Annotated in this window: 9 protein-coding genes; 8 read left to right on the top strand and 1 reads right to left on the bottom strand. The window is 44.6% G+C overall.

The window, feature by feature from the left end; translation table 11 throughout:
- Positions 1–29: 29 nt before the first annotated feature.
- Genes QFZ80_RS21600 through QFZ80_RS21585 form a run of 4 tightly spaced genes read left to right on the top strand, consistent with a single transcriptional unit; the run spans position 30 to position 6,429 of the window.
- Complete coding sequence (locus QFZ80_RS21600; protein WP_307554291.1) at positions 30–1,694, top strand: type 2 periplasmic-binding domain-containing protein; 1,665 nt, start codon at positions 30–32, stop codon at positions 1,692–1,694.
- A gap of 23 nt (positions 1,695–1,717) precedes the next feature.
- Positions 1,718–3,961: a GH32 C-terminal domain-containing protein gene (locus tag QFZ80_RS21595; RefSeq protein WP_307554293.1), complete on the top strand. Its 2,244-nt coding sequence runs from the start codon at positions 1,718–1,720 to the stop codon at positions 3,959–3,961.
- Between the two features lie 40 nt (positions 3,962–4,001).
- Complete coding sequence (locus QFZ80_RS21590; RefSeq protein ID WP_307560918.1) at positions 4,002–4,970, top strand: carbohydrate kinase family protein; 969 nt, start codon at positions 4,002–4,004, stop codon at positions 4,968–4,970.
- Positions 4,957–6,429 (top strand): glycoside hydrolase family 32 protein, encoded by a 1,473-nt coding sequence (locus QFZ80_RS21585; RefSeq protein WP_307554297.1) that lies wholly within the window; start codon positions 4,957–4,959, stop codon positions 6,427–6,429. The genes QFZ80_RS21590 and QFZ80_RS21585 overlap by 14 nt, the downstream gene beginning before the upstream one ends.
- Before the next feature lie 459 nt (positions 6,430–6,888).
- On the opposite strand, the gene yicI is transcribed toward QFZ80_RS21585, so the two are convergent.
- Positions 6,889–9,210 (bottom strand): alpha-xylosidase, encoded by a 2,322-nt coding sequence (yicI, locus tag QFZ80_RS21580; protein ID WP_307554299.1) that lies wholly within the window; start codon positions 9,208–9,210, stop codon positions 6,889–6,891.
- A gap of 130 nt (positions 9,211–9,340) precedes the next feature.
- On the opposite strand from yicI, the gene QFZ80_RS21575 reads away from it, so the two are divergent.
- From QFZ80_RS21575 to QFZ80_RS21560, 4 genes are all read left to right on the top strand, one after another.
- The gene (locus QFZ80_RS21575; protein WP_307554301.1) at positions 9,341–10,240 is read left to right on the top strand and encodes a helix-turn-helix transcriptional regulator; all 900 of its coding nucleotides are present in this window, start codon (positions 9,341–9,343) and stop codon (positions 10,238–10,240) included.
- Between the two features lie 49 nt (positions 10,241–10,289).
- Complete coding sequence (locus tag QFZ80_RS21570; protein WP_307556058.1) at positions 10,290–12,026, top strand: sensor histidine kinase; 1,737 nt, start codon at positions 10,290–10,292, stop codon at positions 12,024–12,026.
- Positions 12,019–13,143, top strand: coding sequence for a response regulator transcription factor (locus tag QFZ80_RS21565; protein WP_307554303.1), 1,125 nt, complete (start codon positions 12,019–12,021; stop codon positions 13,141–13,143). The genes QFZ80_RS21570 and QFZ80_RS21565 overlap by 8 nt, the downstream gene beginning before the upstream one ends.
- A gap of 160 nt (positions 13,144–13,303) precedes the next feature.
- The gene (locus tag QFZ80_RS21560) at positions 13,304–15,010 is read left to right on the top strand and encodes an extracellular solute-binding protein (protein ID WP_307554305.1); all 1,707 of its coding nucleotides are present in this window, start codon (positions 13,304–13,306) and stop codon (positions 15,008–15,010) included.
- Positions 15,011–15,053: the final 43 nt, after the last annotated feature.

The raw sequence follows: 15,053 nt of genomic DNA, 5'->3' as shown, positions 1-15,053 counted from the left end.
GTTACATACAAAGAGGAGGGTATCGACAAATGAAAAAAAGACTAACGACATTAACGATGGTAACGATGAGCTTAAGTTTGGTATTGACAGCATGCAGTGACAAAGCACCGGCAGCGAAAGATGCCGCATCTGCATCCCCGCAAAGCAGTGAGAAAGCAGCCTCCAAAAGCTTCAACGAAAGCGGTTACCCGATTGTAAAGGATAAAGTTACGCTGAAAATGGTATCGCCTAAAGCACCGCTTGCACCTAATTATGGCGAGATGGAAATATTCAAACGTCTAGAAGAACAGACAAACGTACATGTAGATTGGGATAACGTCCCAGAAGCGAACTACAACGATAAGAAGAACATACTGCTAGCTAGCTCCAACTTACCGGATGTCTTCTATGGTGCTCGATTCACGGATAACGATTTGGTGAAATACAGCAAAGACGGTACGATCATCCCTCTGAATGACCTTATCGATAAGTATATGCCTAACGTGAAGAAGCTGTTTGAAAAAAGACCGGAGCTGAAAGCGTTCGTTACCGCGCCTGACGGGAAAATTTATTCACTTCCAGTAGCGGAAGAGCTGGGTAAAGGGCAAGCCGGTATCGGCGCGAATCCGGATTTTCTCTTCTTGAACAAAGCATGGCTGGATAAGCTGAGTTTGAAGATGCCAACGACCATTGAAGAGCTGCATAATGTGCTTACCGCTTTTAAAACGAAAGATCCTAATGGTAACGGCAAGGCCGACGAAGTACCGATGTCCTTCATGAATACCTTCTGGACCGGCGATATCGGTTACTTGTTCGGAGCTTTCGGTGTCCCAGACAAAACCTATCAGCCTGGCGATAACTCGTTTATTGAACACTTGAATGTGAAAGATGGCAAGGTGAATTATGCGGCAATTGATCCGAAATATAAAGATGCAGTCTCCTATTTCCACAAATGGGTCGAAGAGGGCCTCATAGATAAAGATTCATTTACTTTCAATAACAATCCGGCTCCTTACTTTGCTAAAGGAAAAACGAAGGATGTTACACTTGGTTCCTACCTCTGGTGGGAAGAGACAGAAATTGTTGGCATGGATCGCTCCAAGGATTATGCACTTGTACCGCCTTTCAAGGACATGGTCGTGAAATACAACAATGGTTCTCCTTGGAGTCGTGGGGGTCCTGTCATTACGAAAGTGAACAAAAATCCGGAAATCACAGCCAGATGGTTAGATTTGCAATATGAGCCAAAGATGGCCGCTCAGCTGCATTGGGGACCGATTGGCATCGTATTCGATGAAAAAGACGGCAAACTGGTGCAGAAACCGCTCGATGCAGGCGTAGCCGCTGGCGAATTCCGTCAAAAAGTAGCGCCGAACATGACAGGCGTCATCTTGGCGGAAGATTTCCAAAATCTCGTCGCTCCAGAGCCTCGCGCATTGGAAAGAATGAACCGTATTAAGGATACTTTTGTTCCACAAATGGAAAAAGAGAATTACCCGAGTATTTTCTTTACACCGGAAGAGCTGGATAAAATCAGTAAAATCAAACCCGATATTGCCAAGCTGACCAATGAAAAACGCTCCAAATGGTTGATGGAAGGCGGCGTTGAGAAAGAATGGGATTCGTATTTAGCGACACTGAAGAAAATGGGATTAGATGACTTATTGAAAATCTATCAGGATGCATTGGACCGCTACAATAAAGCGGCCAAGTAATGGGAAAGCAGGAGGTATCGAGCATGGAACCTATTGCCTATTGGTCCTTCGATGAGGGGCAGGGGCGCATAGCGCATGATCCGTATTTGGGTAATGGGGATTCAATTCAATATGCCCTTACGAAAGGTCGGTTTCAGCCGCCGCAAGATCCGGTTTGGCGTAAAGGGGTTCGTGGATGTGCGCTGTTGTTTGATGGTTATTCAACGTGGCTGCAGCGCCCAGCAGACCAATGCCCTAGCTTGTCGGGAGCTTTAACGATTACCGCTTGGATAGCTCCCCGCAGCTATGACTTCGGAGATGAGCGGCGACTCGCCGCCATCGTCAATCAACATGACAGAGAACGTTGCGAGGGTTATATATTCGGATTATCTCGCCATGGGTCTTGGTCGCTCCAGCTTGCGCTTGGCGAAGAATGGGTTGATATTTGGTGCCATGATCATCCACTCCCTAAGGGAGTTTGGTCCTTCGTCTGCGCTACTTACGATTCGGTAACTGGACGGCTGAAGTTATATGTAAACGGGTGTGAGGTAGCGGTTAAGCAGCATTCGCAGAAGAATACTTTGATTACTCCCAGTCAAGAAGATTTGATAATCGGGCGCAATAACAAGGGTGTTATTTTAGCAGAAGCCTTTACGATGAATATGTTCGACGGTTTGATGGATGAACTTTGTTTATATGATCTCGCGATGTCTGAGGAGGACATTGCGAGAACTTATCGGGATTATTTAACCGAACACGGCGGAGCTGCACCCGCTATTTCTTACGAAGATCTGTCCATAACTAGAGCTAACTTTGTTCAGGACCGGCATCGTCCCGTGTATCATTTAACTTCGCCGGGGCATTGGATGAACGAGCCGCATGCGCCGATTTATTTCAATGGACAGTATCATTTGTTCTACCAATTCAACCCAAACGGCCCATTCTGGCATTACATCCATTGGGGACATTGGGTGAGTGAAGATTTAGTTCATTGGCGCGATCTTCCTGCGGCTTTGGCGCCGGAACCCGGCCTTGATCCGGATGGAATCTGGTCAGGAAGCGCAGCTTATGATGAACACGGTTATCCGGCATTATTTTATACAGCAGGGAATAACGCATGTTCTCCAAATCAATCGGTGGGGCTGGCTCGAACCACTTTTCTGCGGGATGGAGACTTAGATTTGAAGACTTGGGTGAAGCATCCCGAGCCAATCGTGGTTCAGGAGCCTGGCGTTGGATACTTTGGCGAATTCCGTGATCCCTATGTGTGGAAAGAAAATGAAGAATGGATCATGCTCGTCGGCACGGGGATAGAGGGACAAGGCGGAACCGCGATGGTGTACCGTTCTGCGAACTTGACCGATTGGCAACTAGAAGGTCCTCTTTACGTGAGCAATTACGAGAAGTATCCATACCTTGGCGTTGTATGGGAACTGCCAGTACTCCTGCCGTTAAAACGTAATGGTGAGGAAACGGGCAAACATATTTTGCTGATAAGCCCATGGGGGTCTGAGGCTAAAGTAGAAGTGAATTATTGGATCGGGATATGGGATCGTGCACGTTATCAGTTCATTCCGGATCATGAAGAGCCGGGACTCATCGATGTAGGTGATTTCCATTTCACAGGTCCGAGCGGCATGGTTGATCCCTTAACAGGAAGATCGCTTCTATTTACGATTGCACAGGGGGAGCGTACACCTGAAATTGATTACGATTGCGGGTGGTCGCACGGCGCTGGCATGCCGATAAGTTTGACTTTAAGGGAGGATGGGCTGCTCGGGATCGAACCCATTGAGGAAATGCGTCAACTCCGAGGGATGGAGCTTCTGAACGTACTGGATCTAAGTTTAGAGGAAGCAAATGAGAGCTTGCGGCACATACGGAGTGATACGTTTGAGATAGAACTAATATTTGGTTCAGAGGCAGAGCACCAATATGGAATCTCGTTAAGACGAACACCAGACGGAGAAGAGGAGACCGTTCTCTTCTATGATCAGGAACGTGAGCGGCTTGGCGTGAATCGAAATAAAACAACGCTAGATACGGGTGAACGAACGACTGGCATTCAAGAGGGGCTGCTTGAGCTTCACGGTGAACCGCTGCAATTGCGGGTTTTCGTGGATCGTTCATTGATCGAGGTCTACGCTAACGGGCTAAAAAGCTTAACGACACGCGCCTACCCATCTAGACTGGACGCGCTAGGGTTACTTTTGCACGGGGATCGAGACATTCGAATCACGTCCATGCGAATATGGGAGATAAAACCGGCATTTCAGGTGTCGGTGTAGAGAAAAAGCGGATAAACAATATCGGGAGGTAGAGATAGCGATGTATGATATCGTTGCATTAGGTGAAGTGTTAATCGACTTCACACCAGCTGGAAACTCAGAGTTAGGTTATGCTTTATTTGAACGCAATCCTGGGGGCGCGCCAGCCAATGTGCTGGCTGCCTTAGCCAAGTGGGGCAAGCGGACTGGCTTCATCAGCAAAGTCGGATCGGACATTCACGGACAATACCTAGTGGATACGTTAGGGCTGTGCGGAATTAATACGCAGGGCGTAGTGATGAGCAAAGAAGCAAATACGACACTGGCTTTTGTTCAATTGGATGCAAGTGGAGACCGCTCCTTTAGTTTTTATCGTAAACCTGGAGCCGACACCTTGCTGACGGAAAATGAGGTACTCCTCGATATGATCGCGCAGTCGAAGTTATTTCACTTTGGCTCGTTGTCCATGACGAATGAGCCATCGGCCTCCGCGACAAGGAAAGCACTGCTATTCGCCAAAGAAAATGGCTGCACGATATCGTTTGATCCTAATTTGCGAGTTCCGCTGTGGGACGATTTGGAGCATGCTAAACGTATGATGGAATATGGTTTGGCGCATGCTGACATCGTGAAAATATCCGAAGAAGAACTCATATTCCTAACGGGCGCTGCGGATCTTGAAGCGGGATCACGCATGTTATATGAAGCCTTTGGCCCTTCCGTCATTTTAATTACGCTGGCCGAAAAAGGTGCTTTTTACCGTTTCGGTCAAGTAACGGGGAGCGTTAGCGGTTATGCAGTAGATGCCATAGACGCTACAGGTGCAGGGGATGCGTTCTTCGGAGGTTTCCTTAACAGTTGGATGGATTCTAATCAAGCCATTCACACAATGAGTGAAACTGAAATTCGAAGTATAATCAGCTTCGCCAATGCAGCAGGTGCCTTAGCGACAACCCGAAGAGGAGCCATACCGGCGATGCCGAGCCTAGAAGAGATACGAAAGGTGACGAAGCATCATGATAACAGCTAATAATCAAACAATATTCCGGCCGCAGCTTCATTTCACACCGAAAGATCAGTGGATGAATGATCCGAATGGGATGGTATTTTATGAGGGGGAGTATCATCTTTTCTATCAATACCACCCCGAAAGTACGGTTTGGGGACCTATGCATTGGGGTCACGCTGTCAGTCAGGATCTGGTTCACTGGGAGCATCTTCCCATAGCGCTTGCGCCTGATGAACACGGTGCTATTTTTTCAGGAAGCGTAGTGGTAGATAAACATGATACGAGCGGCTTTTTTGGCGGTAAGTCAGGTCTAGTCGCTATTTTCACACATCATGATACGAAACCGGGGACAGATCTAACTAGGCAAAGACAAAGTCTTGCTTACAGCACGGATCGTGGGCGAACCTGGACAAAATACGCTTACAACCCTGTGCTCATAGAAGAAGCACTGCCTGATTTTCGTGATCCCAAAGTATTTTGGTTCAATCCTCAGCAAAGCTGGGTGATGGTCATTGCTGCAGGCGACGTCATTCGATTTTACAAATCACCGAATTTGAAAGATTGGACCTGTTCTGGTGAATTTGGGGTTGGGCAAGGCTCCCATGACGGCGTTTGGGAATGTCCGGATTTATTCGAACTGCCTGTAGATGGCGATACCATCAACAGGAGATGGGTGCTTATTGTTAGTATTGGGGAAGAAGCCAACTTTCTGGAAGGATCACGCACGCAGTATTTCATTGGTTCTTTCAATGGGAATACTTTTGTTCCAGAGGAATCCCCGGCTCCACTTCTTTGGCTGGATCACGGGAGAGATAATTACGCAGGTGTCACGTGGTCAGACGTGCCTGAACAGCAAGGAAGACGCCTGTTTATTGGGTGGATGAACAATTGGAAATATGCCAATGTGATTCCAACTTCCGATTGGAGAGGAGCGATGACGCTTCCTAGAGAGCTAACACTTACGGCGGAATTGGAGGGAGTCCGGCTCCTTCAGATGCCTATTCGTGAGCTCCAGGCTCAAAGGCGGAGTGAACAGAATTGGGCAGCTTTTGAGCTGAGCCATTCAGAATTAACGGTAACGCATGGCGATTTGCTTGAAATCATCGTTGAATTTGAGTTTGACGATGAGTTAGAATTTGGTTTGAAGCTAAGAGCCTCCGAAACAGAGGAAACAATCGTTGGTTATAGCACTCATGAGCAGCTGCTGTTTATTGATCGCAGTCGTTCTGGAGCTATCGATTTTCATAGTGATTTTGCATGCAAGCACAGCGCTTTATTGAAAGCGGAGACTGGAAACGTTAAGCTGCATATTTTCGTGGACCGATCGTCCATCGAAGCTTTTGTGAATGACGGAAAACTCGTCATGACGGATCAGATTTTCCCATTATCCTCGTCAATAGGCATAAAACTGTATGCGAAAGATGGGAACGTTAAGGTTAAATCCCTAACGATTCATACTCTTCATTCTATATTTGATTGAGGTTTGCTCTAAGATAGAAATGATGCTTGGAAGAACGGCTTTTCCGGTCACGGAGAAGCCTTTTTGTGTTTTTTTGGATTACAATCATGTAATCTCGATGTAAGGTAGATCGACCCCGAAAAATCCCGCGAATGCTCGCCGAACACTAACTTTGTATTTGCGTATGGTGGTATAATAAGACAAGCTGCATACGAAGAAATCAATGATTTGTATATCGAGAATGTTCGCAAGGGTGGGCAGACGCGGCAGGCGGCCTATTCGGTTTGCAAAAAGATAGCTGAAAAAGCAGATGAACGTTTATCTGCTTTTTCAGTGTAATTATTGGTATTCAAATAATTGCAGTCTGCCTGCTACTTCCATTGGATTTATCCAATGGGAGTATGAATTTCGTTCTGAATACCGATTCGAATGTTGTAAACGGCTGACCTTGTATGAATAACAGGGCCAGCCGTTTATTTATTACAATCGTACAGCTATCTTCGATATGCCGGACTCGGGAGTTAGCACGATGCCGATTGCTGATTTTGTCCAAGATGCGCCTTCTACGGATGAGATTTGATTGAAGCCTCTTAGTACGATGGTGTAGGGTTTAGTTCCGCCTTGAACAGAGATGTCGATCAGTTCATTCATTCGGACTGCTTTTACGGATAATTGCAGATTAGCTTGCACGTCATAAATTGACGTTTCCGCTGCTGCTCCATCCTCCAGTTCAAATAAATGAAGAGATACGCCGTTCGCATAATCGTAATCAGGCTTCTGATCGTTTGCTCCTACGGCAAGCAGCGTATTAGGTTTAACTAGCAAAGGCAGCGTCATGTAGCCATGCGTTTCTTCCTGCCATTTACCGCCTTCAACAACTCGTCCAGTGAAGAAATCGGTCCAACGTCCTTCTGGAACATAATACATCACAGTTCCCTGATCGTTAAAGATTGGGGCAACGAGCAGGTTGTCTCCCAACATGTATTGCGTATCCAGGTGATGAGTGGACGGATCTGATGGGAAATCCAGCACCATTGCGCGCATCATCGGAATTCCCATTTCTGTGGATTGGATTGCACTTGCAAATAGATAGGGCATCAACGTGCTTTTTAGCTTTGTGAAGTGTCGGAGTACATCGACCGCTTCTTCGTCAAACAGCCATGGAACACGGTAAGACTCATTGCCATGCAAACGGCTGTGAGAGGACAGCAGGCCAAAAGCTACCCAACGCTTATAAATATCAGGTGGGGCTGTTTTTTCAAAACCGCTGATGTCATGGCTCCAGAAACCGAAACCGGATAAGCCGAGTGAAAGGCCTCCACGAAGCGACTCCGCCATGGAGTCGTAATTGGCAGAACAGTCGCCGCCCCAGTGTACAGGGAATTGCTGTCCTCCAGCCGTTGCGGAGCGGGCAAATAACATGGCCTCGTTCTTGCCGAGTTTTTCTTCCAGCACTTCAAATACGGCCTTATTGTATAGGAATGTATAGTAGTTATGCATTTTGAATGGATCTGAACCGTCGTGGTATTTGACATCGGTCGGGATGCGCTCGCCGAAATCGGTTTTAAAGCAGTCCACGCCCATATCGATCAGCCGTCTTAAATGACCTTTGTACCACTCCGTTGCTTCCGGATTGGTGAAATCGACAAGCCCCATGCCGGCCTGCCAGAGATCCCACTGCCAAACGTGATCATCCAAGGTTTTGACCAAATATCCCTTGTCCATGCCTTCTTGAAAGAGCGGTGATTTCTGGCCAATGTACGAATTGATCCAGACACAGATTTTGAGTCCTTTGTCCTTTAAGCGCCCCAACATACCTACCGGATCAGGGAACATATCGGCATCCCACTCAAAGTTGGTCCATTGATATTCCTTCATCCAGAAACAATCAAAATGGAAAACATGCAGCGGAAGGTCTCGTTCAAACATTCCGTCAATGAAACTGTTCACGGTAGCTTCGTCATAATCCGTTGTGAAGGAGGTTGTTAACCATAGACCGAACGACCAGGCCGGCGGCAGAGCGGGTTTGCCGGTAAGTTTCGTATAATTATTCAGAACATCTTTTAACGTCTTACCGCCAACAATGAAATACTCCACATTTTCGCCAGGTACGCTGAACTGGACTTTCGACACAACCTCAGAGCCGACTTCGAAGGATACGTGCTCGGGATGATTGACGAAAACGCCATATCCTTTACTGGATAAGTAAAAGGGCACATTTTTGTAGGATTGCTCACTGCTCGTGCCGCCATCTTCGTTCCAAATATCCACCGTTTGCCCGTTTTTCACTACATTTGTAAATCTTTCTCCGAGTCCGTAAATATGCTCACCTATGCCAAGGTCAAGCTGCTCGCGAAAGTAAATCTCTTTGTTAGCTGTCGTGATATGTCCCGCACCTTTGCTGTTGGTACCAGTTAGACGACGGCCTTCGAAAGAGAATTCAGCTCCCCACGTACTATGTTTGTTGACTTTGACACTTAATCCGCCGGATTTCATGGCCACATGATCGTTGCTGTCATCGATAGAAACAGGAGTCTGCGGATTATCGAACAATTCAAAAGCGGGTCCTTGCGAACGTTTACCTGCATGATGAGTCCAGCGCACACGGATGATATCCGGAAGAGGCGAGCTCAGTTCACAAGTCAGCATCGCACCATTTAAAGTATCCCCTTTTCGCTGAATCTTCCGAGCGGCAGCATATACTGTCAGACTGTCGTCTTCTTGATGTATATCGCGGACATCGACTGGATTAAGGACGGTGTACCCTTCTTTTACCATCCAATAACCGTTAGAAAATTTCATTGCCATCATCCCTCCAAAGTGTTGTAATATAATTATATTGATTTAAAAGCTCCATTCCTTTCGTTATATTGTGAAAAAATATCAGTATTTTGACATATGATTTGAAATTCTCTAAGGGGGAACTATTGCCATGCAGCAAGCGAATTTAAAAGAGGACCGCATTCACGGCGATCCGCTTTATCCGATCCGAGTTTATGAAATCTGCTGCCAGCCAGGGGAAGAACTGCTTGAACTCCATTGGCATGATGAGTTGGAGTTGCTCATGCTTACAAAGGGAAAGGCGGTATTCCGTGTTTCTATGGATGACTATGAATTGGAAGCCGGGGAAGCGATTTTCGTGAATTCCGGTCAGCTTCATTCTGGGCGTATATCCGCTAACGAAGAATGTACCTTCACTGCCGTGGTGTTTCATTCGGATATATTGGGAGGGGAGCGGTTTGACCTTGTTCGTGAGAAATATATTAACCCGCTAATCCAGCAGAAATTTGTCACTCCTGCCCACATCAGCCATCATACTGCAGAGGAAAGGGAGCTATTAGCGTTATTGCTGCAAGTGTTCGATTTGAATGTAAATGAAAGGCCTTTATATGAGCTTTCTACAAAAGCATTGCTGCAATTGATCATTTCAAAGCTAATTATGCTGGGAGGTCCTGCTTTCCGTGAACTTCCGCTTTCCGTTAACCCGACGCATATAGATCGATTAAAGCTAATTATTGAATACATGCAAGTTAACTATAGCAGTCCGATTCGATTGGAGGACCTTGCGGCGATTGTTTCTTTTAGCGAGTCTTATTTCTGCCGATATTTCAAGGGTTTTACAGGAAAGAGTCCACTGGAATACTTAAACCAGATACGAGCGCAGCGAGCGGCATTGATGCTGAAAGATAGCAACAAGAAGATTACAGAGATTTCGCTTGATGTCGGATTCAACACTTTGAGTTATTTTATCGGTGTGTTTAAAACGCATTTTGGATATACACCTTCCGAATATCGAAAAAGATTAAGGACAAGCAAGGAATTGGGTATGTAGCCTGAACAGAGGGGAGTGATTACTATTGTTTGTTAAGATGCAGGAAAATATGAAATCATTTCTGTATGATTACTTAACTTTGAAAAAGAGGATTTTTATTATTTTCTTATGCAGTACATTGATTCCATTTATTTGTATCGTTCTTATCTCGTATTACACGATTTATTCCATTCTTACAAATAAAATTCAAAGCGGTATTCAAAGTAACTTAAAACAAGTAGGCCTTTCCTTGGAGAGTACGATAAGCAATTTAAATCATGTCTCTCAGCAGCTAGCTTTTGCAGGAAGTGTAGGTAAGAAGTTGGATCAAATGTTATCGCTTCCCGCAAGTCAATCTTACGAACGCTCGCAAATGATAAGAGAATTAAAAGATGAATTAAGCTTAGTCACGTTTACCAACCCTAACATTGGCTTAACCTTATATTATTTTCAAAATGACCATACGTATGATCTCGAAAATTCGGGCGTAAAGGAGAATTTTTCCCCTGAAAAGCTGCCATTACTGGCTGCATACTCGGGAATTTCCTATTATGGTCCTCATCTAAGTAACAATCGTTTTGATAATAATTTTGTTTTATCTGCACTAAGGAAAGTGGATTTACCTCTTCGTGATGATGTCTATGTCTACATTGAAACGGGGTTTCATCTCACGCAGAATATTCTTAATAATGATCAATTTGGCGGCGGGAATTCTCACATTTTCCTAGACAATAATGGTCGAATCGCGTTTTCTGAGCTTCCCGATGCTTTTGCGAAAGATACGATTTTTCCTAATTTCTCCAAAGAAGAAGCATTTGGCACACATAATGAATTTTATTGGTTTAGGCAGGCAAGCAATCAAGGGTGGAGTATCGTGTCGGTCATTCCTAAAGCAGATTACAATAAAGAGATGAATCAATGGTTTGCTCAAATCTTACTGTTTTCGCTCGTTTTTCTAGGGCTGAGTGTATTCATGGCCTGGCTATTATGGAAAATGGTCTATCTCCCTTTGAATGGCTTTAATAGAGAAATCAAGCTGATGGCACAAAACCGAGTCCAGGCTGTTACGGTACGAACCAAAATTCCGGAGTTTGATTTTCTATTGCATCAATTTAGGCAAATGAGAGAACAGATTTGGAATTTGTTCGCCGAAGTCGAGCAAAAAGAGAAGCGAAGAGTGGATCTTGAGGTAGAGAAATTGCTCTATCAAATTAATCCTCATTTTTTAATGAATACATTGGATACGGTGCATTGGTTAGCCCTCATGAACGGACAGGATGAGATCGATCGTCTTGTATCCTCATTAAATAAGCTGCTGCATTATAATTTAGGCAAGCTGGGGCAGGCCTCAACCATTTATGAAGAAATAGAAGCCTTAAAGCAATATTTGATTTTACAGCAGATTCGCTATGATTTTAAATTTGATGTGCAGTTGAATGTCGATGAAGAGGTTTGGAAAATGCCGATTCCTCGCTTCATCCTCCAGCCGCTTGTAGAAAATTCGCTTTATCATGGGTTAAGTGATGACGGATATATCAAGGTAGATGTTAGTTTAACGAATGCCATTCATATCTCGATTCATGATAACGGTTCAGGAATGTCGGAAGAAACGATTCATAACCTATTGCATAATCCGGAAGTTGAAAATAAAAAAGTCGGTATGGGGATTGGCTTAAATTATGTTAAGCGAATGCTCGAATCCCAATATGGCGATCAGGCGGACCTGAGTATTAACAGTGTTATCGGAAAAGGGACAACCATACTTGTTTCCTTACCTATTATGGAGGTGAAACCCCGTCATGATTAAAGTGATGATTGTTGATGATGATAAATTGGTTCGCAAGGGTCTTATATCAGCCATGCCTTGGCATGATTTTGACATGGAAGTTGTTGGGGAAGCCAGTAATGGCGAGAAAGCCTTGGAATTTATTGCAGCGAACCCGATAGATTTATTGCTGACTGACTTAGCGATGCCTGTTATGTCGGGTATAGAATTATTGAAAATAGTGAGAAAGCAATATCCAAGCATTTATACCGTCGTGCTAACCTTCCATCAAGATTTTGAATATATCCAAGAGGCACTGAGACTTGGAGCTATTGATTATATTGCCAAGGTTCAGCTTGAAAAGGAGCGCTTTGAGGAAGTGTTGGAGCGAATCTACAAGCGGATTATGGAGGAGCAGAAGCATACCACCAATCCACATGATATCTTCTATGATAATGAGTCCTCTCATGGCCTAGGTTCTGCAGTTCTTGAAGAGGACAATCATCAACTGGAGGCAGCTCAAAAAGACTTAAACCTAGTGAAGGAGCAATGGTCGGGTCACGAATGGGTCTATCAAGATAACCTCTTTACAGCTCATATCCATGATTTGAAGCAGCTGCGTTTACCTCAAACGAAGCTGATTGGGTTGTTATATGCGTTAATCGACAAGTGGAATCTTTTATTTCATCCTGTTGATTTGGCGAAAATCCAATTGCCTGATTCATTTGAAAGCTGGCTTCAGGTTGAAGAATGGTTGATGGCTACTCGTGAAATGATTCGCAAGGCGATTGATAAACCTTCTTTTTCACAAGAGGTTGTAGACTGTGTGATGAAAGCTGTTTACATTGCAAATGAAGAGATGAAAGAGCAAATTACAGCCTCGAGTATTGCGAAGCGGGTTAATATGAGTAGAAGCTACTTCAGTCAGTGCTTTAAAGAAATTGTAGGCATTAATTTTAGTGAGCATTTACGTCACAAACGCATAGAGAAAGCAAAGGAGTATCTGCTTTATACGAACAAAACGATTCTCTGGATTGCAGAGAACGTTGGATATATGGATGAAAAGTATTTTAGCCGTACCTTTCGGGAGCAAACAGGCCAGTTGCCAAGCGAGTATCGGCTGAAGAGTGTAACGGGTAGAGAAATGTCCGAAAACTAGAGGGTCAAATGCCGCAAATTCATAAGAAAAAGGGGATGATCTGCGAATTCTCGGTCATTTACCCCTCTATATGTGTAACCGTTTTCCATCCTTGTAGCGAGATGTTTCGTGATACTTTTAGGATGTAGATAAATTCTAAAAGCGAAAGAAGGGGCTTTATATGAGAAGATCTAAAAAAAGCATGCTGCTGTTACTTGCTGGGATGCTAGTCGTATTGTCCGCATGCTCAGAGACGGCAAAGCAATCACCTACAGCTTCCACGGAACCTGCGAAGACGGGAGCAACTCAAACAGCAGCTGAGGCGGGTCCATTCACCAAATCGGCCAAACCGATTACGATTAAAATTGGTAAAGATGTAGACGCATCCGATAAGAGCTTACCAGCAGGAGACTCTCCGGAAAGCAACCAATATACCCGTTATATCAAAGAAAACTTGAATATCGATACCAAAATTGTTTGGCAAGCTGCCAGCGGTAAGGATTACGACCAAAAAGTAAATTTATCTATAGCCAGTAACGATTTGCCGGATGCGTTAGTTGTGAAGGATACGCAGTTCAGACAAATGGTTAAAAGCGGTCAACTCGCTGATTTGACTGAAGTTTATAATAAATATGCCTCACCTGCGATCAAACATATCATTGAAACAACGCAAGGGCTTGCGCTTAAGTCGGTTACCGTCGATGGGAAGATGTATGCCCTTCCTAACGTCACGACAGAATCAGATATGGTTCACATGATGTGGATTCGCAAGGATTGGTTGGATAAATTAGGCCTTCAACCACCTAAAACGATCGACGATCTGGAGAAAGTGGCAAAAGCTTTTGTCGAACAAGACCCTGACGGGAATGGAAAAGCCGATACCATTGGGATATCAGGACCGCAATTAGGCGGTTTACTCAATGCAGATTTTATTAATCCCAATAATAATAACTATGGTTTCGACCCTGTCTTTTCTTCTTATCATTCCTACCCAGGATTTTGGTTAAAAGGTGCTGATGGTAAAACAACCTATGGCTCCCTTCAGCCAGAGACGAAGCAAGCTCTTTCGAAGCTGCGTGATCTCTATGCCAAAGGCTTGATTGATAAGGAAATGACCATTCGGAAGGATGCGCAGGAGCTGATCAAGAATGGAACTTCAGGCATTTATTTTGGTCTATGGTGGGCTGGCGGTTATGGTCCATTAGCGGATGCGATCAAGAATAATCCGAAGGCAAACTGGCAAGCTTATACGGCACCTCTGGATGTGAATGGTGAATTTACACCGCATATGGGGAATCCGTCCAATCAATATCTGGTTGTTCGGAAAGGTTACGAACATCCAGAAGCCGCCATTCAAATGGAAAATCTTTTGCTGCGTGATGAATCCAAATTCGATGTCAAAGTGGCAATTGGAAACTATCCGCTACGTGTTGTATTTGCCCCAATGGATGAGATGGATGTCACGTATAAGATGATGAAAGAGGTTCTTGCAGGCACCAAAAAGCCGGAAGATCTAGATATGCCAGGATATAAATTACTAAAAGCCGATGCTGAAAAAGTAAAAAAAGTGAAACTCGAGCCTTATGATAAGTATGATATTCAATACTGGGATCCTAACGCGGATTTAGGGGCATGGAAACGTATGTATTCCACACTTGTAGGGATATCACCGCTGCAGAAGCCGTTTAAGAAAACGTATAGTGTTACCTACTCACAGACTAAAACCATGGAAAGCAGATGGGCTTCACTCGATAAATTAGAAAAGGAAACATTCCTCAAAATTATCATGGGAGCTGCGCCGCTGGATACCTTTGATAAGTTCGTAACAGACTGGAAAAAGCAAGGCGGAGATCAAATTCTGGCTGAAATCGATGAGAGTATCAAATAGTAAGAAAGCATGGAGGCGTCAGAGAATTCTGGCGCCTTTCCCT

The sequence above is a fragment of the Paenibacillus sp. V4I7 genome (genome assembly GCF_030817275.1).
GTDB lineage: Bacteria > Bacillota > Bacilli > Paenibacillales > NBRC-103111 > Paenibacillus_E.
The sequence above is the reverse complement of the archived record's forward strand: the minus strand, read 5'-3'. Positions and strand labels throughout refer to the sequence as shown.

Bases quoted from the DNA above. Each gene is read 5' to 3' on its own strand.
- QFZ80_RS21600 (WP_307554291.1), top strand. From the start codon at position 30: ATGAAAAAAAGACTAACGACATTAACGATGGTAACGATGAGCTTAAGT.
- QFZ80_RS21565 (WP_307554303.1), top strand. From the start codon at position 12,019: ATGATTAAAGTGATGATTGTTGATGATGATAAATTGGTTCGCAAGGGT.
- QFZ80_RS21585 (WP_307554297.1), top strand. From the start codon at position 4,957: ATGATAACAGCTAATAATCAAACAATATTCCGGCCGCAGCTTCATTTC.
- QFZ80_RS21590 (WP_307560918.1), top strand. From the start codon at position 4,002: ATGTATGATATCGTTGCATTAGGTGAAGTGTTAATCGACTTCACACCA.
- QFZ80_RS21570 (WP_307556058.1), top strand. From the start codon at position 10,290: ATGAAATCATTTCTGTATGATTACTTAACTTTGAAAAAGAGGATTTTT.
- QFZ80_RS21560 (WP_307554305.1), top strand. From the start codon at position 13,304: ATGAGAAGATCTAAAAAAAGCATGCTGCTGTTACTTGCTGGGATGCTA.
- QFZ80_RS21575 (WP_307554301.1), top strand. From the start codon at position 9,341: ATGCAGCAAGCGAATTTAAAAGAGGACCGCATTCACGGCGATCCGCTT.
- QFZ80_RS21595 (WP_307554293.1), top strand. From the start codon at position 1,718: ATGGAACCTATTGCCTATTGGTCCTTCGATGAGGGGCAGGGGCGCATA.
- yicI (WP_307554299.1), bottom strand. From the start codon at position 9,210: ATGAAATTTTCTAACGGTTATTGGATGGTAAAAGAAGGGTACACCGTC.